General features: G+C 72.2%; 19 protein-coding genes. 11 read left to right on the top strand and 8 right to left on the bottom strand.

The window, feature by feature from the left end; genetic code table 11:
- Positions 1-1,617, bottom strand: coding sequence for a carboxyl transferase domain-containing protein (locus tag ACZ573_RS35520; RefSeq protein ID WP_471312533.1), 1,617 nt, complete (start codon positions 1,615-1,617; stop codon positions 1-3).
- A 99-nt stretch (positions 1,618-1,716) separates the two neighbouring features.
- On the opposite strand from ACZ573_RS35520, the gene ACZ573_RS35515 reads away from it, so the two are divergent.
- From ACZ573_RS35515 to ACZ573_RS35505, 3 genes are all read left to right on the top strand, one after another.
- Positions 1,717-2,295 carry an SACE_7040 family transcriptional regulator gene (locus ACZ573_RS35515; protein ID WP_471312531.1) on the top strand — a complete coding sequence of 193 codons (579 nt, stop codon included), beginning with the start codon at positions 1,717-1,719 and terminating at the stop codon, positions 2,293-2,295.
- Positions 2,296-2,351: 56 nt separating this feature from the next.
- Positions 2,352-3,164, top strand: coding sequence for a phosphatase (locus ACZ573_RS35510; RefSeq protein ID WP_471312529.1), 813 nt, complete (start codon positions 2,352-2,354; stop codon positions 3,162-3,164).
- A 190-nt stretch (positions 3,165-3,354) separates the two neighbouring features.
- Positions 3,355-4,200: a DUF4253 domain-containing protein gene (locus ACZ573_RS35505; RefSeq protein ID WP_471312527.1), complete on the top strand. Its 846-nt coding sequence runs from the start codon at positions 3,355-3,357 to the stop codon at positions 4,198-4,200.
- Between the two features lie 15 nt (positions 4,201-4,215).
- Here ACZ573_RS35505 and tesB read toward each other — a convergent pair whose 3' ends face one another.
- From tesB to ACZ573_RS35490, 3 genes are all read right to left on the bottom strand, one after another.
- On the bottom strand, positions 4,216-5,094 hold the full coding sequence (tesB, locus tag ACZ573_RS35500) for an acyl-CoA thioesterase II (RefSeq protein ID WP_030716081.1): 879 nt from the start codon (positions 5,092-5,094) through the stop codon (positions 4,216-4,218).
- Positions 5,095-5,121: 27 nt separating this feature from the next.
- Entirely contained in the window at positions 5,122-6,279 is a 1,158-nt protein-coding gene (locus ACZ573_RS35495) for an acyl-CoA dehydrogenase family protein (RefSeq protein WP_301370989.1), read from the bottom strand.
- Positions 6,280-6,447: 168 nt separating this feature from the next.
- Entirely contained in the window at positions 6,448-7,869 is a 1,422-nt protein-coding gene (locus ACZ573_RS35490) for a PucR family transcriptional regulator (protein WP_471312524.1), read from the bottom strand.
- Positions 7,870-7,986: 117 nt separating this feature from the next.
- On the opposite strand from ACZ573_RS35490, the gene speB reads away from it, so the two are divergent.
- The 5 genes from speB (at position 7,987) to ACZ573_RS35465 (ending at position 13,952) form a co-directional block, all read left to right on the top strand.
- Positions 7,987-8,949: an agmatinase gene (speB, locus tag ACZ573_RS35485; RefSeq protein ID WP_030013156.1), complete on the top strand. Its 963-nt coding sequence runs from the start codon at positions 7,987-7,989 to the stop codon at positions 8,947-8,949.
- A 5-nt stretch (positions 8,950-8,954) separates the two neighbouring features.
- On the top strand, positions 8,955-10,622 hold the full coding sequence (locus tag ACZ573_RS35480; RefSeq protein ID WP_471312522.1) for a thiamine pyrophosphate-binding protein: 1,668 nt from the start codon (positions 8,955-8,957) through the stop codon (positions 10,620-10,622).
- Positions 10,623-10,685: 63 nt separating this feature from the next.
- Positions 10,686-11,135: a hypothetical protein gene (locus ACZ573_RS35475; protein ID WP_471312520.1), complete on the top strand. Its 450-nt coding sequence runs from the start codon at positions 10,686-10,688 to the stop codon at positions 11,133-11,135.
- 8 nt (positions 11,136-11,143) lie between these two features.
- Positions 11,144-13,294: a hypothetical protein gene (locus ACZ573_RS35470; RefSeq protein WP_471312518.1), complete on the top strand. Its 2,151-nt coding sequence runs from the start codon at positions 11,144-11,146 to the stop codon at positions 13,292-13,294.
- Positions 13,275-13,952, top strand: coding sequence for a hypothetical protein (locus tag ACZ573_RS35465; protein WP_471312516.1), 678 nt, complete (start codon positions 13,275-13,277; stop codon positions 13,950-13,952). Before ACZ573_RS35470 ends, ACZ573_RS35465 begins: the two co-directional genes overlap by 20 nt.
- Positions 13,953-14,013: 61 nt before the next feature.
- Here ACZ573_RS35465 and ACZ573_RS35460 read toward each other — a convergent pair whose 3' ends face one another.
- Positions 14,014-14,238 (bottom strand): hypothetical protein, encoded by a 225-nt coding sequence (locus tag ACZ573_RS35460; RefSeq protein ID WP_471312513.1) that lies wholly within the window; start codon positions 14,236-14,238, stop codon positions 14,014-14,016.
- Between the two features lie 336 nt (positions 14,239-14,574).
- Here ACZ573_RS35460 and ACZ573_RS35455 point away from each other — a divergent pair, with 336 nt between their 5' ends.
- A complete protein-coding gene (locus ACZ573_RS35455) occupies positions 14,575-18,438 on the top strand; it encodes an ABC transporter ATP-binding protein (protein ID WP_471312511.1) in 3,864 nt (1,287 codons plus the stop codon).
- Between the two features lie 30 nt (positions 18,439-18,468).
- Here ACZ573_RS35455 and ACZ573_RS35450 read toward each other — a convergent pair whose 3' ends face one another.
- Complete coding sequence (locus tag ACZ573_RS35450) at positions 18,469-19,023, bottom strand: EF-hand domain-containing protein (protein ID WP_471312509.1); 555 nt, start codon at positions 19,021-19,023, stop codon at positions 18,469-18,471.
- 290 nt (positions 19,024-19,313) lie between these two features.
- Here ACZ573_RS35450 and ACZ573_RS35445 point away from each other — a divergent pair, with 290 nt between their 5' ends.
- Together ACZ573_RS35445 and ACZ573_RS35440 are read left to right on the top strand one after the other, a co-directional pair.
- Positions 19,314-19,667, top strand: coding sequence for a hypothetical protein (locus tag ACZ573_RS35445; RefSeq protein ID WP_373037256.1), 354 nt, complete (start codon positions 19,314-19,316; stop codon positions 19,665-19,667).
- Between the two features lie 84 nt (positions 19,668-19,751).
- Positions 19,752-21,185: an aminopeptidase gene (locus ACZ573_RS35440; RefSeq protein ID WP_471312506.1), complete on the top strand. Its 1,434-nt coding sequence runs from the start codon at positions 19,752-19,754 to the stop codon at positions 21,183-21,185.
- Between the two features lie 82 nt (positions 21,186-21,267).
- Here the strand turns inward: ACZ573_RS35440 and ACZ573_RS35435 are convergent, their stop codons facing one another.
- On the bottom strand, positions 21,268-23,019 hold the full coding sequence (locus ACZ573_RS35435; RefSeq protein WP_471312604.1) for a glycoside hydrolase family 3 protein: 1,752 nt from the start codon (positions 23,017-23,019) through the stop codon (positions 21,268-21,270).
- 282 nt (positions 23,020-23,301) lie between these two features.
- Positions 23,302-24,285 (bottom strand): AraC family transcriptional regulator, encoded by a 984-nt coding sequence (locus tag ACZ573_RS35430; protein ID WP_471312504.1) that lies wholly within the window; start codon positions 24,283-24,285, stop codon positions 23,302-23,304.
- Positions 24,286-24,571: the final 286 nt, after the last annotated feature.

The following is a 24,571-nucleotide window of genomic DNA, read 5'->3' as shown; positions in this document are numbered from 1 at the left end:
TCACATACGGAAGATGCCGAAGCCCGAGTCGCCCAGCGGGGCGTTCGCGCACGCGGTCAGGGCCAGTCCCAGCACCTGCCGGGTTTCCATCGGGTCGATGACCCCGTCGTCCCACAGCCGCGCGGTGGCGTAGTAGGCGTTGCCCTGCTCCTCGTACTGCGCGCGGACCGGAGCCTTGAAGGCCTCCTCGTCCTCGGCGGCCCACTCCTGGCCCGCGCCCTCGATCTGGTCGCGCTTGACCGTCGCGAGCACCGAGGCCGCCTGCTCGCCGCCCATCACGGAGATCTTGGCGTTGGGCCACATCCACAGGAAGCGGGGCGAGTACGCCCGGCCGCACATCGAGTAGTTGCCGGCGCCGTACGAGCCGCCGACCACCACCGTCAGCTTCGGCACCCGGGTGCAGGCCACCGCCGTCACCATCTTGGCGCCGTGCTTGGCGATGCCGCCGGCCTCGTAGTCCTTGCCGACCATGAAGCCGGAGATGTTCTGGAGGAAGAGGAGCGGGATGCCGCGCTGGTCGCACAGCTCGATGAAGTGCGCGCCCTTCTGCGCGGACTCGGCGAACAGGATGCCGTTGTTGGCGATGATGCCGACCGGGTGCCCGTGGATCCGGGCGAAGCCGGTGACCAGGGTCTGCCCGAACTCGGACTTGAACTCCTGGAAGCGGGACCCGTCCACGATCCGCGCGATGATCTCGCGGGCGTCGTACGGGGTGCGCGAGTCGACCGGGACCGCGCCGTACAGCCCGTACGGGTCCACCTTGGGCTCTTCCGGAGCCTCGACCGACCAGGGCAGGGCCCCGCGCTCGGGCAGGGTCGCCACGATGTTCCGTACGATCCGCAGCGCGTGCGCGTCGTCCTCCGCGAGGTGGTCGGTCACGCCGGAGATCCGGGAGTGGACCTCGCCGCCGCCGAGCTCCTCGGCCGTGACCACCTCACCGGTGGCGGCCTTCACCAGCGGCGGGCCGCCGAGGAAGATCGTGCCCTGGTTGCGGACGATGACGGCCTCGTCACTCATGGCCGGCACGTACGCCCCGCCGGCCGTGCAGGAGCCGAGGACGGCGGCGATCTGCGGGATGCCGGCCCCGGACATGCGGGCCTGGTTGTAGAAGATGCGGCCGAAGTGCTCCCGGTCGGGGAAGACCTCGTCCTGCATGGGGAGGAAGGCACCGCCCGAGTCGACCAGGTAGAGGCAGGGGAGACGGTTCTCCAGCGCCACCTCCTGGGCACGGAGGTGCTTCTTGACGGTCATCGGGTAGTACGTGCCGCCCTTGACGGTGGCGTCGTTCGCGACGATCACGCACTCGCGGCCGCTGACCCGGCCGATGCCCGCGATGACCCCGGCGGCGGGGGCCGCGCCCCCGTACATGCCCTCGGCGGCCAGCGGGGCCAGCTCCAGGAAGGGTGACCCCGGGTCGAGGAGGGTGTCCACGCGGTCGCGGGGGAGGAGCTTCCCGCGGGCGGTGTGGCGGGCTCGGGCCTTCTCGCCGCCGCCGAGCCGGGCCGCGTCGAGCCGGGCCCGAAGGCCCTCGGTCAGCTCGCGGTGGGCGGCCTCGTTGGTCCGCCAGGCCTCGGACGCCGGGTCCGCGGCGCTCGTCAGCACTGGTGCCTGCTGCATCGGTCGAGCTCCCTTGCTCGTTCCACGCGGTTAATGAGCGTTAACGCTTGTGGGACTCAGGTTAACGACCGCTAACGGCCCTGTCTAGAATGGTTTCCCATGAGCACCAGAGCGGCCGCACCCACCCGTCGCGAGCAGATCCTCAGTGAGGCCGCTCGCCTCTTCGCCGCGCGTGGATTCCACGGCGTGGGCGTCGACGAGATAGGGGCCGCGGTGGGGATCAGCGGCCCCGGCCTGTACCGGCACTTCGCGGGCAAGGACGCCATGCTCGCCGAACTGCTCGTCGGCATCAGCGAGCGGCTGCTGACCGGCGGCCGGCACCGCGTGGCCCAGGCGGCGGGCGATCCGGCCCGGGTGCTGTCCTCCCTCATCGACGGCCACATCGACTTCGCGCTCGACGACCGGGCGCTGATCACCCTGCACGACCGCGAGCTCGACCGGCTCCGGGACGCCGACCGCAAGCTCGTACGCCAGCTGCAGCGCCAGTACGTGGAGCTGTGGGTGGAGGTCGTACGGGAACTGCACCCGGACGTCGTCGAGGCGGAGGTACGGGTCGCCGTGCACGCGGTCTTCGGCCTGCTCAACTCCACCCCGCACCTGGCGGCCTTGGGGCGCGAGGCGGTGGAATCGCTGCTGCGGCGCCTCGCGCACGGTGCGTTCGGGGCGCTGTCGGCATGAGCCGCGGCGTCCGCCGACCGGAATGGACGCGCCGCCTCCGCCCCGGCGGCGGCAGAATGGCCCGTATGCCGAAGCCGATAGAGACGCCCGTTCCCACCCGCGCCGAACTCATCGATCACCTGGTCCGGACCCGGATCGCGGGGCAGGTCGCCACGCCGCGGGACAACAACCTGAGCCACTACCGGAAGCTCGCCAACGGCGACCGGCACTACTGGCTGGGCCTGGAACTGGGTGACCGCTGGACCGACGAGCAGGACGTGCTCGCGGTGATGGCGGAGCGGTGCGGCGTCGTGGACGACCCCGAGTTCCGCTTCGGCCAGGACACCATCGACCCCGAACTGACGGTGGCCGGCCTCGACCGGCTGGCGGCGCGGCTGCGCAAGGCGGCGCTGGACCGGCAGAGCGTGCTCTTCGCCACCGGCCACCCGGGCGGCCTCCTGGACGTCCACCGCGCCACGGCGGCGGCCCTGCGGGCGGCGGGCTGCGAGATCGTCGTGATCCCGCAGGGCCTGGTGGCGGACGAGGGCTCGGTGTGGCAGTTCGCCGACGTCGCGGTCCTGGAGCGGGGCGCGACGCTGTGGCACACCCACTCGCCGGAGCCGATGGCCGCGATCCTGGACGGCCTCGCGGCCGAGAACCGCCCGCTGCCGGACCTGGTCGTGGCCGACCACGGCTGGGCGGGCTGCGCGGCCCAGCGCGGCCTGGACGCGGTGGGCTACGCGGACTGCAACGACCCGGCCCTGTTCATAGGCGAGGCGGAAGGCACCCTCCAGGTGACGATCCCCCTGGACGACCACGTCCGCGACCCGCGCTTCTACGACCCGATGGTGGCGTACGTACTGGACGCGGCGGGCCTGCTGGGCGCGTAGCGCGCCGGACGCGGAGAAGCCCCGGCCGGGAGCATCCGGCCGGGGGCTTCTCGCGTATTCCCTCTCGGTGCGTACGAGTGATGTCGACGGACAGAGGCTTCGGACCAGCCGGGCCCCGCAACGGGGAGCTCTGCAACTCCTGTTCAACCTGTCGGCACCGGTTGTCAGTGCCCGTGGTTACGGTCGCCGTATGTCGAAGCCCGCGAAGACGTACAACCCGCTGTCCGTCCTGGCCGAGGATCCCCAAGGGAGGTCCCTCGGGCTGGAGTTGCCGCCCGGTGCGCTCATCGACAGGCCCGGCCGGCGGGGGTGGTGGAAGGGGCCCCAGCCGTTGCTGTGGGTGTCCGACGAGGCCGTGGGGGTCGGGGCGCTCGCCGCCCACCGGAGTCCCGCGCTCGCCGCCGCCGGGCTGCAGGCCGTGCTGTTCCAGGGGCGGCGCGGGCTGGAACGGTGGTGGCAGGAGCGGGAGTTCTCGCCGGAGCGGATGTCCGACCCCGACGACCATCACGTCGAGCCGGTGCTGCGCGAGTTCTGGGGCGCGGTCGTGCCCGACCCCGAGGAGGGCGAGGAAGGGGAGGAGCTCATCGCTCCCTTCGGCCGGGACTGGCCCGGGCTCGCCCAGCCGGAGGACGGGCCGGATCCGGACGCCGTCGCCTGTGGGCTCGCGGACGCGCTGATCGCGAGCGGTTTCCTGCCGAGCCCGCGGCTCGCGCTGGTCCCCGCGGGCCGCGGGGCCGACGTACCGGCCGCGATGGGCTGGTGCGGACCGACCAACCACGAGAACGACACCGCCCTCATCAGCGCGGTCCTGCGCTCCTGGGAGGACCGTTTCGGCGCCCGCGTCATCGCCCTCGGCTTCGACGAGCTCCACGTGTCCGTGGCGGCCCCGCCGCGTACGCTCGCCCGCGCGCTCCCCGTCGCCGCGGAGCACTTCGCCTTCTCGCCCGACAACGTCTGGCAGGGCTCCGGCAGCATCCGCGCCTACGCCGACGAGGCGGTCACCGGCAGCAACCACTGGGGATTCTGGTGGGATTGAGCTGCTGGGCGGACCTCACGCACGCGGGACGCGTACGACACCCTCCTGGATGACCGTCACGGCCAGCCGGCCGTCCTGCGTCCAGATGCGGGCCTGGCCGAGGCCCCGGCCCGCGGCCGCCGAGGGCGACTCCTGGTCGTACAGCAGCCACTCGTCCGCCCGGAAGGGCCGGTGGAACCACATGGCGTGGTCCAGCGAGGCACCGACCACGTCACCCACCGCCCAGCCGCCCCGCCCGTGCGCGAGCAGTACCGAGTCCAGCAGGGTCATGTCGGAGACGTAGGTGGCCAGGCACGTGTGCAGCAGCGGATCGGCGCTGTCCAGCTTGCCGGCCGTACGGAACCACACCTGCGAGCGCGGTTCCACCGGCTCGCCGACGCTGCCCCAGGGCGGGGTCGTCGCGTAGCGCAGGTCCACCGCCTCCCGCGTCTCGATCAGCCGCTCCACGGTGCCGGGGTCGCGGAAGATCTCGCGGTACGCGGGCAGCGACTCGGCCGCGGTGGGCAGGGACTCCGGGTCCGGGGCGGACGGCATGGCGACCTGGTGGTCGAGGCCGTCCTCGTATGTCTGGAAGGACGCGGAGAGGTGGAAGATCGGCTGGCCGTGCTGGACGGCGACGACCCGGCGCGTGGTGAAGGAGCGCCCGTCGCGGATCCGGTCCACCGAGTAGACGATGGGCGCGGAGGTGTCCCCGGTGCGCAGGAAGTAGGAGTGCAGCGAGTGCGCGATGCGGTCCGCGGGGACGGTCCGGCCGGCCGCGACCAGAGCCTGGGCCGCGACCTGACCGCCGAAGACGCGCGGTACCAGCGAAGGACGGCTGGTACCGCGGAAGATGTTCTCCTCGATCTGCTCCAGGTCGAGCAGATCGAGGAGCGTCGTCAGTGCGTCGTTCATGGGGGAAGGGTAGGTGCCCGAATCCCTTTACAGGCCCATGGACTTGGCGATGATTGACTTCATGATCTCGCTGGTGCCGCCGTAGATGCGGTTCACGCGGTTGTCGGCGTACAGGCGGGCGATCGGGTACTCGTTCATGTAGCCGTAGCCGCCGTGCAGCTGGAGGCAGCGGTCGATCACGCGGTGCGCGACCTCGGTGCAGAACAGCTTCGCGGAGGCGGCCTCGGCGGGCGTCAGCTCGCCGGCGTCCAGGGCCTCCAGGGCGCGGTCGGCGACGGCCTGCGCGGCGTCCACCTCGGCCTGGCAGGCGGCCAGCTCGAACTTGGTGTTCTGGAAGTGCGCGACGGGCTTGCCGAAGACGGTGCGCTCCGTGACGTACTGCTGGGCGAACCGGACGGCCGCGGCGGCCTGGGCGTACGCGCCGAAGGCGATGCCCCAGCGCTCGGAGGCCAGGTTGTGGCCGAGGTAGTAGAAGCCCTTGCCCTCCTCGCCGAGCAGGTCCTCGACCGGGACCTTCACGTCGACGAACGCCAGCTCGGCGGTGTCGGAGGTCTTCAGGCCCAGCTTGTCGAGCTTGCGGCCGATGGAGTAGCCCTCGGACTTGGTGTCCACGGCGAAGAGGGAGATGCCGAAGCGGCGGTCGTCCTCGCTCGGGGCGGAGGTGCGGGCGCAGACGATCACACGGTCGGCGTGGACGCCACCGGTGATGAAGGTCTTGGAGCCGTTGAGGACGTAGTGGGTGCCGTCCTCGGAGAGCTTGGCGGTGGTCTTCATGCCCGCGACGTCGGAGCCGGTGCCCGGCTCGGTCATCGCGAGGGCCCACATCTCCTCGCCGGAGACGAACTTCGGCAGGAAGCGCTTCTTCTGCTCGGTGTCGGCCAGCATCTTGATGTAGGGGAGGGCGAGCAGCACATGCACGCCGGAGCCGCCGAAGTTGACGCCCGCACGGGAGGTCTCTTCGTAGAGGACGGCCTCGAACTTGTGGGTGTCCAGGCCCGCGCCGCCGAACTCCTCGGGCACGTTGATCCCAAAGACGCCCAGCTCGCCGAGCTTGTAGTAGAAGTCGCGCGGCGCCTGACCGGCTGCGAACCACTCGTCGTAGACCGGGACGACCTCGGCCTCGATGAAGGCGCGGATGGTCTCGCGGAATGCCTCGTGGTCCTCGTTGAAAACGGTACGGCGCACAGCCGGCTCCCTTCGGTCGCGGCGGTCCGCCGCCATGCCTAAGCGCTTGCTCAGGATAAGTTACCGGCCAGTTAAACTGGCTGTCCAGAGTGGAGACGCGGAAGAAAGGGTGGGGTGGCTCACCCCCGGCCTCAGGCGGCGACCCCGGCGGTGGTCCCGGCGGAGCCCTCAGCCGTCGGCGACGCGCAGCGCGAACCACAGCTCCATCCGCACGTCCGGGTCGTCCAGGTCCCGGTCCAGCAGCTCGGCGGCGCGGCCGACGCGCTGGCGGACGGTGTTGCGGTGGACGCCCAGGGCCGCGGCCGTGCGGTCCCAGTTGCCGTGGTGGGCCAGCCAGCCGCGCAGGGTCTCCCGCAGGGCGGGGGAGAGCGGCCCCAGCAGGGCCTCGGCGTGGGCGCGCGCCTCGGCCTCGCCGACCAGGCCCGCGAAGCCGGGGTCGGTGTGGCGGGCCAGCGGAGTACGGGCCGCCTCCGCGCGCTGGAGGGCCCGCGCGGCCTGGGCGTCGGCCGTGGCCAGGGCGGAAGGCGCGGCCGGGGCGCTCACCCCGAGCCGCCAGCCGGGCTGCACGGCGGGCTCCCGGTCCGTGAGCAGCCGTACGCCGCCCTCGTACGGGTCCAGCAGTACGGTGCCCAGCGCGGCCGCGAGGGCCTGCGGAGCCCCGGATCCGCGGGCGTGGACGGCGTACCAGGGCCCGGCCGTCAGGGCCGCGGCCGGATTCCCGTCGAGCAGCAGCCGGGTCAGGGCCGCCGCCTCCGCCCCGGCGGGCCGCTCGGCGGTGAGGAGGGTCAGCAGGACGGCGGCCACCGAGGCCACGGTGTGGTCGCCGGGTGCGCGGGCCGGGGTCGCGGTGCCCAGCGCGGCCCGCCCGGCCAGGGCGTAGGCGGCCAGGTGGTGTCCGCCCGCCCGGTCGGTGGCGGTGGCGGGCCCGCCCTCGCGGCCGACCCGGGCCAGCAGCGCCGACAGGGCCTCCCGGGCCGGAGCCGGCAGCTCCGGGCCCGCCGCCCGGCCGGCCGGCCACAGCGCGACCGACCCGCCCAGGCTCGCCGCGAGCCGGGCCAGCACCGCCGGGACCGGGTCGGGGCGCGCCGCGGCCGCCGCCAGGGCCTGCTGGGCCTCGGTGACCCGGCGCAGCTCCCGGGTGCGGGCCTCCGCCATCAGCCGCCCCACCGCGCGGGCGACCGCCGAGAAGGGGGTCCGCGGCGGGACCTCCAGCAGCGGCAGCCCGTGCCGGGCGCAGGCCTCGGCCAGTGCGGCCGGGACCTCCTCGTGCACCGGGGCCACGCCGAAGCCGAGCGCGGCCGCCCCCGCCCCGGCCAGCCGGGCCACGTACCCGTCGGGGTCGTCGGCGGGACCGGCCCCGGCGGTCAGCAGCAGCTCGCCGCCGAGCAGGTACGGGGAGGGGTCGGGCATCTCGGAGGCGTGCACCCCGTGCACCCCGGCGGTGGCCGGCCCGGCCAGGTGGCGCAGGCCGAGCTCCCGGTCGCCGAGCAGCGCGGCGAGGGGGACCGGCGGGGTGAGCGGCTCCCCGGCGGGGCCGCTGCCGTACTCCGGATCGCGGAGATCGCGGGGATCGCGAGAAGGCCCGGGCATGGATACTCCGTACATTTGTAATGCCACCAGATGGATGAAACGTACACTCCCCACCCCCGGGTGGCCCGCTTACGCTCGAAGTACCGCACACGTCAGGCCAGAGAAAGAGGCACAGCCATGAGCACGCAGCCGCGCGGCCCCGTCGACTCCTCCCGCATCCCGCGCTACGCGGGCCCGGCGACCTTCGCCCGTCTGCCCCGCCTCGACGAGGTCGGCTCCGCCGACGTCGCCGTCGTCGGCGTGCCCTTCGACTCCGGCGTGTCCTACCGCCCCGGCGCCCGCTTCGGCGGCAACGCCATCCGCGAGGCCTCGCGCCTGCTGCGCCCGTACAACCCGGCCCAGGACGCCTCCCCGTTCGCGCTCGCCCAGGTCGCCGACGCCGGTGACATCGCCGTGAACCCCTTCAACATCAACGAGGCCGTCGAGACGGTCGAGGCCGCCGCCGACGAGCTGCTCGGCGCGGGCTCCCGCCTGATGACCCTGGGCGGCGACCACACCATCGCCCTGCCGCTGCTCCGCTCCGTCGCGAAGAAGCACGGCCCGGTCGCACTGCTCCACTTCGACGCGCACCTGGACACCTGGGACACCTACTTCGGCGCCGAGTACACCCACGGCACCCCGTTCCGCCGCGCCGTCGAGGAGGGCATCCTCGACACCGAGGCGCTCTCCCACGTCGGTACCCGCGGCCCGCTGTACGGCAAGCAGGACCTGGACGACGACGCCAAGATGGGCTTCGGCATCGTCACCTCGGCCGACGTCTACCGCCGCGGCGCCGACGAGGTCGCCGACCAGCTGCGCCAGCGCATCGGCGACCGCCCGCTGTACATCTCCATCGACATCGACGTGCTCGACCCGGCGCACGCGCCCGGCACCGGCACCCCGGAGGCGGGCGGCATGACCTCCCGCGAGCTGCTGGAGATCATCCGCGGCCTGTCCTCCTGCAACCTCGTTTCCGCCGACGTCGTCGAGGTCGCCCCGGCGTACGATCACGCCGAGATCACCTCGGTCGCGGCCTCGCACACCGCGTACGAGCTGACCACGATCATGTCGCGACAGATCGCGCAGGCGAAGGGCAAGTAAGCGAAGTGACGCACGACCACGACCTGGTACTCCGTCCCACCGAAGCCCAGAAGGCCGCGGCGCTCGCGCCGCCGCCGGGGCGGACGGGCGGGGACCTGGTCGTGGAAACGCTGCGCTCGCTCGGCGCGAACACCGTCTTCGGCCTGCCCGGCCAGCACGCGCTCGCCCTCTTCGACGCGGTCGGCCGCTCCGACCTGCGCCTCGTGGGGCTGCGTACGGAGAACAACGCGGCCTTCGCGGCCGACGCCTACGGCAGGATCACGGGCGAGGCCGTGCCGCTGCTGCTCTCCACCGGCCCGGGCGCGCTGATGGCGCTGCCCGCCCTGGCGGAGGCGGCGGCCGCCTCCGCCCCGGTCCTCGCGATCTCTTCCCAGGTCCCGGTGGCGGGCCTGGGCGGCGGGCGGCGCGGGCACCTGCACGAGCTGCGGGAGCAGTCGGCTTCCTTCCGGGACGTGGTGAAGTCCGTCCACACGGTCCGCACGCCCTCCCAGATCCCCTCCGTGATCGCGGAGGCCTGGGAGTCGGCCCTGACCGCCCCGCACGGCCCGGTGTTCGTCGAGATCCCCGAGGACGTGCTGCGGGCCGAGACCGTCATCCCGCAGGTCACGGGCGTGGACGCGACCCCGCACGAGCTGGCCCCGAGGCCCGAGCTCACGGCGCTCGCCGCCCACTGGCTGGAGAACGCCATCCGCCCGGTGATCATCGCGGGCGGCGGTGTCGTCCGCTCCGACGCGGCCGGCAAGCTCAGGCAGCTCGCCGAGCGCCTGAACGCACCGGTCGTCACCACTTTCGGCGGCAAGGGCGCCTTCCCGTGGACCCATCCGCTCTCCCTCCAGTCCTGGCTGGAGGACCGCCACATGACGGACTTCCTGGAGGACGCGGACGTCCTGCTGGTGGTCGGCTCGGGGCTCGGTGAGCTCTCGTCGAACTACCACACGTTCTTCCCGACGGGCAGGGTCGTCCAGATCGAGGCGGACCTCGGCAAGCTGGAGTCGAACCACGCCGGCCTCGGCATCCACGCGGACGCCCGCCTGGCGCTGCAGGCCCTGCTGGAGACGGTGTCCGAGCGCGCGGACCCGACCGCCCCGGAGCGCGTCCGCCTGCTCCTCGCGGACATCGCCGCCCGCCTCGCCACCCAGGACGTGGCCCTCGAACAGGAACTCCTCGGCTCGATCCGGGCCGCCCTCCCGGCCCGCTCCCCGTCCTTCTGGGACATGACGATCCTGTCCTACTGGGCCTGGTCCGCCTTCGACCCCAAGCACCCCAACACCATGCACTCGGCGCAGGGCGCGGGCGGCCTCGGCTACGCCTTCCCGGCGGCCCTCGGCGCGTGCGTCGCGGAACCGGGCACCCCGGTGCTGGCGGTGTCCGGCGACGGCGGCGCGATGTACTCCGTCGCGGACCTGGCGACGGCCGAGCAGCACGACCTCGACGTCACCTGGCTGATCGTGGACGACGGCGGCTACGGCATCCTGCGCGAGTACGGCTGCGGCACCGGAACCCAGCTGGCCGGCCCCGACTTCGTGGCCCTGGCGCGGTCCTTCGGCGTCCCGGCCTCCACCACCACCCCGGAGTCCCTGACCGCCGACCTCAAGAAGGCACTCGCGACTTCGGGCCCCTCCGTCCTGATCATTCCGGCCAAACTGAGGATGTTCGCTCCGACGCACGTCTAGCACTGTCCGCGGGCCGCCTAGGGTGGTCGCGGTCAGGACGTGGCCGGAGCGCGAGGGGGAGCAGTGTCGTTCGAGGAAGAATGGGGCCGGCACAAGCAGGCCGCCGGGTCCGCCGACCCGTCGCCGCAGATGCGGTTGAACCAGCTCCCCGCCGACCAGGGCGGCTCCCCGGCGCCGGGCGCCGGTGCCGGGTACGGGGTGTTGGCGATCACCCCGCCCGAGAAGAAGAAGGCGGCCAACACCATCGAGAACGTCCTGCAGCCCGGCACCACGAAGGCAGCGGACGCGGCCGACGAGCCCACCAAGAACGCGGTCAAGGCCTTCAGCGGCTGGGCGACGGCGGCAGGCCTGTCGAAGGCGCACACGCACTGGGACGACCAGGTGAAGCGCCTGATGGGGCGCCTGAACTCGGAGAAGACGGGGCTGCGCGGGGCTTCGAACCTGCTCTCCGGAACCGATCAGCTGACGGGCAGCAGCTTCCAGCCCGTGCAGTCCAAAGTCACCGGAATCTAGGGAGAGCCGTGCCGAACTACACCGAAGTCATGCAGACGGACCTCTCCGCGCTCACCACCGCCGCCGACGGCTGGAAGGCCATGGCGACGCAGTTCAAGACGATGGAGGACGTCTACAAGGACGAGGTGCAGAGCGTCTCCTCGGGCAACGGCTGGCTGGGCTCCAGCCAGCAGGCCGCCGCCACCCAGTCCTCCATGACGCGCCAGGAGTTCGCGGCGGCTCAGAAGGAAGCGCTGGCCATGGAGTCCCTGCTCCGTGACGCGCACTCCCGGCTGACCGACCTCAAGGGCCGGGTGGTGTCGGCCGTGGCGGACGCCAAGACCGCCGGCATGAAGGTGTCGGACGCCGGCATCGCGAGCTACGACTTCAGCAAGGCCGACCCGGCCTCCGTGAACGCGATCCGCCACGATCCCGACCTCCCGGAGATCGAGCGGTCCTGGACGAGCAAGATCTCGGACACGGTCAAGGCGGTCACGGAGTTCGACGAGGACGTCAAGGTCGCCCTGCTCAACGCGTCGGGCGCGGACGGCACGGCGATGTTCGGCTTCAACTCGAAGCCCGTCAACGACGTCGAGGCCGTGGAGGCGCTGGCCCTCACCCAGAAGATTCGTGACGGCAAGGCCTCGCCGGAGGAACTGCGGCACTACAACGACGTCCTCAAACAGAACTCCGGGGACGCGCACTTCGGCGAGGCGTACCTGAACTCGCTGGGCGCGAAGGACACCCTGCTGCTGGCGGACCAGATGAACCTGGCGGCCAACGACCGCGGTGCGTCGGCGCCCGACAAGAAGCTCTACGAGTCGATCAACTCCGGCCTCGCGGGCACCATAGCCTCGGGCACCAAGGACCCGAACAGCTACGCCTACAAGCCGTTCGTCGACGGGCTCAAGGAGCAGGGCCCCGAGCTCGTCGCCAAGGGCGCGAGGCCGACGTACGGGTACCAGGCCCTCGTGACCCTTATGGGGAACGGCAACGGCTACGGCAAGCAGTTCCTCAACGACATCGGCAACGGCATCATCGAGGCCGAGAAGTCGAAGCCGTACATGTACAACCACGCCTACGACGCGGCCCGCCCGAACCTGGTCTTCGACCCCTTGGACGGCCTGCTGGGCATCATGGCCAAGGACCCGGGTTCAGCCGAGTACTTCCTCGACCCCGCCGCACCCGGGAACAAGAACGACCACCTCGACTACCTGCTGACCGATCGGGAGTGGCAGGACGAGTGGCTCTCCGGTGGATACGGCAGCATGAAGATGGAGAACCCGGACAAGGCGGGCGGCCTGGGTGCTGCGATCCAGGCCGCGGCCACCGGTCACGTGGACGGCGAGAGCCTGGGCGCGCCCGGCCCGCACACCGAGGGCCAGGCGCGGGTGATGCACAACGCCATCCGCCTCCTCGACGACGAGATGGGCGGGGACGAGTTCCCGGAGCACCTGGAGAACCTCCAACAGCCGATGGCGAAGGCACTGGTCGACTACGTCGGTGACACACACGAGATCCTCGGCGGTCAGAATTCCGACCTGGGTGGAATCGGTGGCAGCGACTCGATCCATGGTTCGGGTGACAAGGCCCAGATCGCGGTGGGTCAGGGCAGCCTGATCCGCGTGATGCGCGGCATCGCGGACGACGGCCCGTCCTACGCCCTGCTGGTTGAGGCGGAGCAGGCGTATTCGGCGGAACAGCTCGCGACCGCCGCCCCGTTCAAGGCGGACTCCCCGCACTCGGTGAGCGCCGACTGGGACAACCGCGCGCACGACATCGGCGTGGCCAACGGCGCTCTCAACGGCATCGGCGCCGACGTCTACAAGGACAAGGAGGACGATCAGGTCAAGTGGGCGGAAGGTACCGCCGAGTACTCGGCTGCCGCCGGGAACGCGCTCATCGGCGAAATCCCCGTCGTGAGCACGCTCGGAGGCTCCTTGATCGACGTCGCCAAGTACGACTGGGTCGAAAGCGTCAAGGACGCGGCCGAGGAGCAGAGCAAACAGGAGTCCAGCAACAATTACAAGGCTGGACTGGAGGGGACCCACAGGTTGCTCGATGCATGGAGGGATGAGCGGCACATGGGGCAAGACCCCGCGTTCGAGCATGCCAAGGACGGGGCGGGCGACGGGTACACGACGGGCCGGGAGGCTGCACGTGCTCACCTCCGGCCGTAAGGTGCTCAAAGCCCTCGCGCGATCGACGGCTGCCCTGCTCTCCGTGATGATGCTGGCTTCGTGTACCTCGGGCGGGTCCGAGGCGAAGATCGAGCACCTGTGCACTGTCAGCGCTGCCTCAGAAGAGGAGGTGCTCCTTCGCGGGATCCTCCGCGCAGATGGCTTGGAGACCGACATTTTCAACCGCACGAGCCGTGTGATGGAGGCGCTGGAGCGGGATCTGCGGGCGATCGGCTCGGGCGAGAAGACGTTGTCGACATCCTTGTGCGCGTACAAGCCGACGGCTCAGGCAGGAGTCGAGCGCGCGCGGTTCGAGGTCGGGTGGGTGCCCCGCACCTCGAAGGATGTCGAACCGTCCATGTCCGACGGAGGCCGGTTCGATGTGAACGGCGCCTTCGGCGAGAGCGACTATTTCCTTACGAAGCTGTTCGTCCAGTGCGACATGCCCGGTGATCTCGCCGAGCCGTCGAAAGCGGCATGGCTGTACGCGAGGGGCTCGTACACGGTCAATATCGGGCGGACGGACATCGACCAGGCGGCCAAGGATCGGCAGACGGCCCTCACCTACCTCATGACCCGCCGCGTCACCGAAGCCCTCGGCTGCGAGAACAAGCCGCTGGAGAAGCCTCCCGTGGTGAAGCCGCTCCCCACCCCCTGACCGGCACCTCGGCCAGGGCCGCCACGATTGCGGGTGCTGAGGGTGACCGGGCCTTCAGCCGTCAGTCACCATGCGTGCCGTCCTCGTCCTCGTAGGTGTGGAGGAGGAGGCTGACCACGGCCACCCCCAGCGCCGTCCCCAGCCGGGCCCACGGGTTCTCGGTCAGCAGGCCGACGATCTTCGCCGCGAGCAGTGCGATCAGGAACGCGGTGACGTACGGGACGACGGTGCGGACCGTGCGTTGCACGAAGGTGCCGCTGGTCGGGTGTTCGTGGTGAGTGGACATGGTCCTCGATCCCTTCGCTGCGCCACCGCGATCGGCGGGCGCCCGACTTCCAGCATCGGCAGCGCCCCCTCTCCCTCACAGATCCGGAATATCGGGACTTGACAAGGGCCGGTCCCGCATTCCGCCATGCCTCCCCGCCGCTTCCGCACCGCTTGCCCACCAGCTCCCCACCAGCTCCCCACCGGCTCCCCACCGGCTTCCCACCGCCTCCCCACCCCGGTCGGACGCGGTCCGCGCGCCCCGGCCGTACGGCAGTGCGATTGTTGCGGCGGGATGAAATCCGCCGGTCGGAGCGTTGGCGCTTCCGGCAGGACAGGACGAACGGGGAGGCCTCACGTGGCGGCGGCAGAGACAGCGGCTGGGGAGAAACAGGGCTGGGGCAAGCGGCTGGCCGCCTACACCTGGCGGTACAGGACCAATGTGCTGCTCGCGCTCGGCTCCTCGCTGGCCGGTATGGCCGTCATGGCGGTCGTGCCGCTGGTCACCAAGGTGATCATCGATGACGTCATCGGGGACCGGACCAAGCCCATGGCGCCCTGGGCCGGCATGCTCATAGCCGCGGCCCTGCTCGTGTACGTGTTCACCTACATACGCAGGTACTACGGCGGGCGGCTCGCCCTCGACGTGCAGCACGACCTGCGCACCGACATGTACGACACGATCGCCCGCCTCGACGGACGGCGCCAGGACGAGCTGAACACCGGTCAGGTCGTCGGCCGCGCCACCAGCGACCTCCAGCTGATCCAGGGCCTGCTCTTCATGCTGCCCATGACGATCGGGAACTTCCTGCTCTTCGGGATGTCCCTCGGGATCATGCTCTGGCTCTCGCCGCTGCTGACCCTCGTCGCCCTGCTCATGGCCCCCGCCCTGTGGTTCATAGCCAAGCGCAGCCGCAAGAAGCTCTTCCCCGCCACCTGGTGGGCCCAGGGCCAGGCCGCCGCCGTGGCGACCGTCGTCGACGGGGCGGTGACCGGCGTCCGCGTCGTCAAGGGCTTCGGCCAGGAGGAGCAGGAGACCGGCAAGCTGCGCGAAGCCGGCCGCCGGCTGTTCGCCGGGCGGATGCGGACCATCCGGCTCAACTCGCGTTACACCCCGGCCCTCCAGGCCGTCCCCGCGCTCGCCCAGGTCGCCATGCTGGCCCTCGGCGGCTGGATGGCCACCAACGGCCAGGTCACCCTCGGCACCTTCGTCGCCTTCTCCACCTACCTCGCCCAGCTCGTCGGACCCGTCCGCATGCTCGCCATGGTCCTCACCGTCGGACAGCAGGCCCGGGCCGGCGTGGAGCGCGTGTTCGAGCTCATCGACACCGAGCCCGAGATCCACGAGGGCACCCACGAGCTGCCCGCCGACGCGCCCGCCACCGTCGAGTTCGACGACGTCCGCTTCGGCTACGACCCCGAGCGGCCCGTCCTCGACGGGTTCTCGCTCTCCGTGGCGCAGGGCGAGACCGTCGCCGTCGTCGGGTCCTCGGGCAGCGGCAAGTCCACCGTCGCGCTCCTGCTGCCCCGGTTCTACGACGCCGACGGCGGCGCCGTCCGCGTCGGCGGCCACGACGTACGCGAGCTGACGTACGACTCCCTGCGCGGCGCGATCGGCCTGGTCCCCGAGGACTCCTTCCTCTTCTCCGACACCATCCGCGCCAACATCGCCTACGGGCACCCCGGCGCCACCGGGGAACAGATCGAGGCCGCCGCCCGCGCCGCCCAGGCCGAGGGGTTCATCCAGGCGCTGCCCGCCGGGTACGACACCAAGGTCGGCGAGCAGGGGCTCACCCTCTCCGGCGGCCAGCGCCAGCGCATCGCCCTCGCCCGCGCCATCCTCACCGACCCCCGGCTGCTGCTCCTCGACGACGCCACCTCCGCCGTGGACGCCCGCGTCGAGCACGAGATCCACGAGGCCCTGCGCTCCGTCATGGCGGGCCGGACCACCCTGCTGATCGCCCACCGCCGCTCCACGCTCGCGCTGGCCGACCGGATCGCCGTACTCGACCGCGGGCGGCTCGCCGACATCGGGACGCACGAGCAGCTGGAGAGCCGGTCCGCGCTCTACCGCAGGCTGCTCACCGACCCGGACGCGCTCGGCGCCGCCTCGCCGCGGACCCCGGACGCCCGGGTGATGACCGAGTTCGAGCGCGAGCTCGACCAGGACCTCGAACGCGGCATCGAGCTCGAGGCCGAGATCGACTCGGAGCCCGTCAACGCCAAGCGCCGGGTCGCGGGCGGGGTCACCCCCGAGCTCTGGCGCCGCCAGGACGAGCCCGGGGGCACGGCCGCCGCCGCTCCCGGCGCCGCCCCCGCCGCCGCTGGGGGCGCGCCCGGAGCCGGGCATTCCATGGCCGGGTCCGTCTCCGGCATGCCCGCCACCCCCGAACTGCTCGCGCAGGTGGCCGCGCTGCCGCCGGCCGACGATCTGCCCGAGGTGGACGAGAGGCGCGCCGCGTCCGCCGAGGAGAGCTACGGCCTGCGCCGCCTGCTCCGCGGGTTCTGGGCGCCGCTCGCCATCAGCCTCGGCCTCGTCGCCGCGGACGCCGGGGCCGGACTGCTGCTGCCGATCCTGATCCGGCACGGCATCGACCAGGGCGTGGAGCAGGCCGTGCTCGGCGCCGTCTGGGTGGCCGCCGGGCTCGCGCTCGCGGTCGTCGTCGCCCAGTGGGCCGCGCAGTTCGCCGAGACCCGCATGACGGGCCGTACCGGCGAGCGCGTGCTGTACGCCCTGCGCGTCAAGATCTTCGCCCAGCTCCAGCGACTCGGCCTCGACTACTACGAGCGCGAGCTGACCGGCAAGATCATGACCCGGATGACCACCGACGTGGACTCGCTGAGCTCCTTCCTGCAGACCGGGCTCGTCACCGCCGTGGTCTCCGTCTTCACCTTCTTCGGCATCCTGATCGCGCTGCTCGTCCTGGACGTCGAGCTCGCGCTGATCGTCTTCGCGACGCTGCCCGTCCTGGTCGTCGGCACGATCGTGTTCCGCCGCAGGTCGGTCGCCGCCTACGAGCTCGCCCGCGACCGGGTCAGCCTGGTCAACGCCGACCTCCAGGAGTCCGTCTCGGGCCTGCGCATCGTCCAGGCCTTCCGCCGCGAGGGCTCGGGCGCCAAGCGCTTCGCCGAGCGCAGCCACTCGTACCGCGAGGCCCGGGTCCGCGGCCAGTGGCTGATATCCGTCTACTTCCCCTTCGTGCAGCTGCTGTCCTCGGGCGCCTCGGCCGCCGTGCTGATCGTCGGCGCGGGCCGGGTGGAGGCGGGGACGCTCACCACCGGCGCGCTGGTCGCGTACCTGCTCTACATCGACCTGTTCTTCGCGCCCGTCCAGCAGCTCTCCCAGGTCTTCGACGGCTACCAGCAGGCCACGGTCGCCCTCGGCCGCATCCAGGGGCTGCTGCGCGAGCCCACCACCACGCCGCTGCCCGAGCGGCCGCGCGCACTGGAATCGCTGGGCGGGGAGATCGCCTTCGAGGACGTCCGCTTCCAGTACGGGACGGCCGAGGAGCGGGGTGAGAAGGGCGAGGCCCTGGCCGGGATCAGCCTGCGGATACCCGCCGGGCAGACCGTCGCCTTCGTCGGCGAGACCGGAGCCGGGAAGTCCACGCTGGTCAAGATGGTGGCCCGGTTCTACGATCCGACCTCCGGCCGGGTCACCGCCGACGGCGCCGACCTGCGCGATCTGGACCTGACGGCGTACCGCCACCGTCTGGGCGTCGTTCCCCAGGAGGCCTACCTCTTCCCGGGGACCGTCCGCGACGCCATCGCCTACGGACGGCCGGGCGCGAGCGATGCCGAGGTGGAGGCCGCCGCCCGCGCGGTCGGCGCCCACGACATGGTCGCCACCCTCGACGGCGGCTATCTGCACACCGTCGCCGAGCGCGGCCGCAACCTCTCCGCGGGCCAGCGCCAGCTGATCGCACTGGCCCGGGCCGAACTCGTCGACCCGGACGTGCTGCTCCTCGACGAGGCCACCGCCGCCCTCGACCTGGCCACCGAGGCCCAGGTCAACCAGGCGACGGACCGGCTCGCGGGCAAGCGCACCACCCTGGTGGTCGCGCACCGGCTGACCACCGCGGCGCGCGCCGACCGGGTCGTGGTCATGGACCGCGGCCGGGTCGTGGAGGACGGCACCCACACCGAACTCCTGGCGCGCGGCGGCCGGTACGCCGAACTGTGGCGCACCTTCGTCGGCGAGGACGAGCGCGCCGCGGCCTGAGCGGACCGCCTGTCAGGGGACGCCCCGGGATCAGAACTCGCCGAAGAGCAGGTTCCCCGGGGCGTCCTCGTCGGTGCCGGTGTAGTACTCGCGTACCGCGGCGAGCAGTTCGTCGACGCTGAGGCAGCCGTCCCCGTTGGTGTCGATGCGGCGGAAGAGTGCCTCGCTGTCGGCGGGGCTCAGCCGCGTGTCGAAGGCCTCCTGCGCCCGGTGGAACTCCTGCGGGCTGATGAGCCCGTCGCCGTCGGTGTCGACGATCGTCAGGATCGCGCTCATCATCGGGCGGAACGAGCGGTCGTAGGCGGGACCGCCCTGCGCGTACAGGCGGGTCATGCCCTGCTTGTACTCCTCGGGCGTGACCTTGCCGTCCCGGTCGATGTCCAGCTCGGTGAACAGGTCCTGCCAGAAGTCGGCCAGCCCGCCCATCACCAGCTCCGCCCTGGGCGAGCCGGCCGGCTCCGCGAGGGCCGTCAGCAGCCGGGAGCCGAGCGCAATGATGTCGTCGGCGTCGATCACGCCGCTCCTGTCGGCGTCCAGGTGTGTGAACGCGCGCGCCAGCTTGCGGTCGAGCAGGTCGTTCGTCATCTCATGGCCTTTCACGGCTGCAGCCACGGCTGTGGTCACGGCGAGCGGGGCGTGGATCACCTAGCGTAATTGCCGCCCTGTGTGCGAACTCCCGCTGCTGCGCCGGGGGGTGGCGGATGCACCCGTACGAGGGAGGGTGGCCGGTTCCGGCGGGCCGGGCCCTTGCGCGTGGCAACCATCCGGGGGGTTCGGGCGTCGTACGTGCGTGCGCGCGCAGTACGTGCAACCGATCGGGGGACAGGGTGTTGCAGGGGTGGAGGAGGCGCGGCCGCAGGGCCGTTTCCCCGGGGGTGTTCACGGCGGCGCTGTGGCTCTCGGTGGGCGGGCTGTGCACGCCGCCGGCGGCGCAGGCGGCGACCGAGGGCTGCGGGGGCCGGCTGGCCCGGACGGTGGCGTTCGAGACGGGCGAGGTGCGCGTCTACAAGAGCCGCAACCAGGCCTGCGCGATGACCGTGGCGCGGGTCTCCGGCGAGCGGCGCCGGATGGCGGTGAGCATTCAGCCGCGCGGCGGCGCCCCGGTGCGCGATGCCGGGCGATTCACCAGATATGCCGGACCTGTCACCGTGGGCGCGATCAACCGCTGCGTGTATGTAAAGGGGAGCGTGGGGGCCGGATCCGCGGATTCCGGCTGGATCCTGTGCTGACGGACAGGCCCAACTAGGTCTGGTCAGTAGTGCGTTGGCCCGGCTAGGTTCACGGCGACCGAAGTGAACTCAAGGGGAGGGTGAATGCGCAAGACGCTCGGATGGCTGCTGTCGCTCGTGGTGCTCATCGGCACCATGGGCGCGGCGGGCTCCACGGCTCAAGCGGCCACAGCCGCGCAGCCCGCGGCCGCCACGGACATCAAGGACCAGATCCTCGGCATTCCCGGGATGAGCCTGATCGAGGAGAAGCCGTACCCCGGCTACCGCTTCTTCGTACTGAACTACGAGCAGCCGGTGGACCACCGGCAGCCGTGGAAGGGCACCTTCAAGCAGCGCCTGACCCTGCTGCACAAGGACGTGTCGCGGCCGTCGGTGTTCTTCACCTCCGGCTACAACGTCAACACCAGCCCGCGCCGCAGTGAGCCGACGGCCATCGTCGACGGCAACCAGGTGTCCCTGGAGTATCGATTCTTCACCCCCTCCCGGCCCGACCCGGCCAACTGGTCCAACCTGGACATCTGGCAGGCCGCCAGTGACCAGCACCGCCTCTTCACCGCCCTGAAGAAGATCTACAAGAAGAACTGGCTGGCCACGGGCGCCAGCAAGGGCGGCATGACGGCGACGTACTACGAGCGCTTCTACCCGCGCGACATGGACGGTGTCGTCGCGTACGTCGCGCCCAACGACGTCGTCAACAACGAGGACTCGGCCTACGACCGGTTCTTCGCCAAGGTCGGCACCAAGGAGTGCCGCGACAAGCTGAACGCCGTCCAGCGCGAGGCCCTGGTGCGCCGCGTGCCGCTGGAGGCCAAGTACGCGGTCGCCGCCGCCGAGAACGGCTGGACCTTCACCACCGTCGGCGACCTCGACAAGGCCTACGAGGCCGTCGTGCTCGACTACGTGTGGGCCTTCTGGCAGTACAGCCTGCTCGCCGACTGCGCCTCCGTCCCGGCCGCCGCCACCGCGAGCGACCAGGAGATCTGGGACAGCATCGACGCGATCTCCGGCTTCTCGGCCTACGCCGACCAGGGACTGGAGACGTACACGCCGTACTACTACCAGGCGGGTACGCAGCTCGGCTCCCCGGACATCAAGCAGCCGCACCTGAGGGGCCTGAGCCGCTACGGCTACCAGCCGCCGCGCAACTTCGTGCCCCGCGACATCCCCATGACCTTCCAGCCGGGGGTGATGGCGGACGTGGACCGCTGGGTGCGCGACAACGCCCACCAGATGCTCTTCGTCTACGGGCAGAACGACCCGTGGGGCGCCGAGCCGTTCCACCTCGGCTACAACGTGCGCGACAGCTACGTGATGATCGCGCCGGGGGCCAACCACGGGGCGAACGTCGCCAAGCTGATGGACGGCGAGAAGGCGCTCGCCACCTCGAAGATCCTGCAGTGGGCCGGGGTGGCCCCGGCCGCCGCGCTCGCCGACGCGGGGAAGGCGGCGCCGCTGGCGGCGCCCGACGCCCAGCTCGACCAGCGTGACCTGGAGCGTGAGCCGCAGCTGCGGCCGTAGCCGGGAGCCCCGACCGGAAGCCCTGACCGGGAGCCCCGACCGGGAGCCCGGACACGCGGGCCGCGGGCCGGCGCCTGAGCGATCAGCGCGTCAGCCCGTGGCCCAGCGGGTAGCGGCCCGGGACCGGGACGGGGAGGCGGCCGGCGGGCCGCAGCGCCCCGGTGAGCACCCGGGCCGCCGCCCGCATCTCCACGTCCGTCCAGGAGTACGTCGCCAGCTCCACCGCGCAGGCCGGCAACCGGGCCGGGTCGTACGGGTTGCGGACCGCCAGCGAGACGACCGGGACCCCGGTGGCGATCAGGTCCGCCACCAGCGTGCGCTGCGGACTCTCGCCCTCCGGGACGTTGTACGTGCACACCAGCACCGCCGCGTGACCGGCCGCGGCGGCCACGGCGCGGGCCGGCGGCACCGCCGTGGCCCGGCAGCCCAGGGCGGTCAGCTCCCGGGCCAGTACGGCCGTAGGGGGTCCGGTCGTACCCGTGGGGGAGACCGGGTCCGCCCCGGTGACCAGCAGGCGTGGTCCGGCCGTCGCATCGAACGGCACCAGCCCGCCGGGATCGGCCAGCAGGGTCGTCGTGGCGGCCGCGATCGCGTCGGCGGCGTCGAGATGCCGCTGCACGCCCACGGCGGCGTCCACCTCGCGGCCCGTGGTGTAGGCCTCGTCGAACAGCCCCCGGCGGGCCTTCAGTTCCAGGATCCGCAGGACCGATTCCTCGACGCGCGCCTCCGTCAGCTCGCCCGACTCCACGGCGGCCTTCACGCTGCGGTGCGCGAGGGCCAGGTCCGGCGGGTTCAGCAGCTGGTCGCAGCCCGCCAGCAGGGCCAGGACCGGGACGCGGTCGTTCCCGTACTTCTGGCGGACCCCGGCCATGTCCAGTGCGTCGGTGACCACCGCCCCCTCGAAGCCGAGGCGTTCGCGCAGCAGACCGGTGACGATCGGCCGGGAGAGGGTCGCCGGGTCCCCCGAGGGATCGAGCGCGGGGAAGACGATGTGCGCCGTCATGATGGCGTCCACGCCCGCCTCCACCGCGGCCCGGAAGGGCGGCTCGTCCAGCTCCTCCCACACGGCCCGGGTGTGCCGCATCACCGGCAGCCCGACATGACTGTCGGTCTCGGTGTCCCCGTGGCCCGGGAAGTGCTTGGCGGTGGCGGCGACCCCGGCCCCCTGGTAGCCGCGGACCTGGGCGGCGACCAGCTCCGCCACGGCGTGCGGGTCGGAGCCGAAGGACCGTACGCCGATCACCGGATTGGCCGGGTTGACGTTCACGTCGGCCACCGGCGCGTAGTCCTGCCGGATGCCCATGGCGGCCAGCTCGGAGCCCGCGACGCGCGCCGCCCGCAGGGCGTGGGCGGTGGAGCCGGCCGCACCGAGCGCCATCGCCCCCGGGAGCAGGGTCGCGGGCTTGCCGATCCGGGCGACGGCGCCGTGCTCCTGGTCGGTGGAGAGCAGCAGGGGGATCCGGGCACCGGTGGTGAGGGCGGACTGCTGGAGGCCGACCGAGAGCGCGGCGATCTGCTGCGGGGCGCGGGTGTTGTGGGCCCAGGCGAAGTAGATGATCCCGCCGAGGTGGTAGCGGGCGACCAGCTCGGCGGCGGTGCGCACCCCGAACGCCGCCAGGTTCTGCTCGGCGTCCGCCGGGTCGGGGTCGGTCGCCGAATGCCCGTAGGCCCGTGAGACGAAGAGCTGCCCGACCTTCTCGTCGAGGCTCATCCGGCCCACGAGGGCGCGCAGCCGCGCCCGGCCGGGGCGGCGGCCCGGCGGCCGTGAGTCGTCGGGGGTGTGGCGGGAGCCCCCCACGGCGGAAGCCGCCCCGGCGGCCGTGACGGCGACCATGGCGGCTGCGGCGAGCAGGTTCCGGCGCGAGGCGTGGTTCGGCACGCGCCGGACCCTACCGGTGCCGTTCGGGCGGGGCCGGGCGTGTCGCTGCGTGTCGCCCCTCCGGGGCGGGGCGGTAGGCGGCCTGCGGGCGGGGCCGGTCGGCCGGGGGCCGACGGGGCCGGCCGCGCGCCGGGGTGCCTCCTCGGTCGCCGAACGTGGCGGGGTGGCGCGCCGTGCGGTGTCGTTGCGTTCGGCACCCTGCGGGGACACCCCGGCACCCACCCGACCCCGTCGGGGCTAGGCCGTCTCTTCCGCCCGGGCCTGCCCGCGGAAGGCCGCGGGCGGCAGGCCGTAGGCCTCGCGGAACGCCCGGCTGAACGCGGACGCGTGCCGGAAGCCCCGCCGGGCGCCGATGACGTGCACGGGCACCTCCTGGTGCAGCGGGTCAGCCAGGTCCTGGCGTGCCCGCGCGAGCCGCTGGCCCTGAAGGAAGGCCGCGACGGTCGTCCCGTCCCCCTCCTGCTGGAACACCCGGTGGAGATAGCTGACGGAGATGTGGTGGGCGGCGGCGATCGCGGGGACGTCCAGCAGCGGATCGTCGGCGTTGTCCCGGATGAAGGCCATCACGCGGAGCGCCAGGGCGCGCCGGTGCGTCTCCGGGGTCAAGGACCGGTCCGCTTCGAGGACGCCGGCAAAGAGCGAGGCGACGAGATCGGCCAGTACGCCGCTCAGGCGCGGGCCCTCGGCCGGCCGGTAGGACCGGCTGTCCTTGGTCACCTGGCCGAGGAAGGTGGCCAGCAGGGCCCCCATTCCCTCCCGGGCCGAGATGCGCTTGCCGATGACCCGGCCAGCGGTGTGCGGGGGCAGCGGCAGCAGCGCCTTGGGCACCTCGACCCCGATGATCTCGACGGAATGCGGGCCGGAACTGATCTCGAACGGCCGTGACGTGTCACTGGTGTGGATGTCGAACACACCGTGCACCACGGTGTCCTTGCCCAGCGTTACCGCTCCCGCCCCGCGTTTGATCAGCGAGAGGTGGAACGCCTCGGGGTCCGACCTCGCTATCAGCTTCGGTGTGCGCTGGAAGGTCAGGGGATTGCATTCCATCGGATAGACCGTGATCCCGCCGAGCGAGATGACGCGCTGGTTCACCCAGAAGTCGGCGGCGTGCTCACTGCGCATCTCCATGGGCGCATGCGTCTCCGACATCAGCGCCCGCCAGCTCTCGAAACGGTCGGCGGGCGCCAGTTCCGCGCTGCGGAACGTTCTCTCGGGCAGCATGATCACGGGTTTACACCGGCCGTGGCGGCCCGCGCAACAAGAGCCGGCCCCGGGGCACGGGCGGCGGGGCGACTCTCCGTCAAGACACTGTGCACGCCAGGCCAATGCGCGGCGCTCCGGCGCTTGGCAGAGTGGGCGCCGGAGGGTCGGTGAGGGGGCGGGAAACCGGAGCCCCCGCCGACGACCGGGGGCCTCTCGCGGGCCCGGGGGGGGGGGGGGGGGGGGGGGGGGGGGGGGGGGGGGGGGGGGGGGGGGGGGGGTGGGGGGGAGGGGGGGGGGGAGGGGA

This window comes from Streptomyces sp. NPDC040545 (assembly GCF_055595065.1).
The sequence above is the reverse complement of the archived record's forward strand: the minus strand, read 5'-3'. Positions and strand labels throughout refer to the sequence as shown.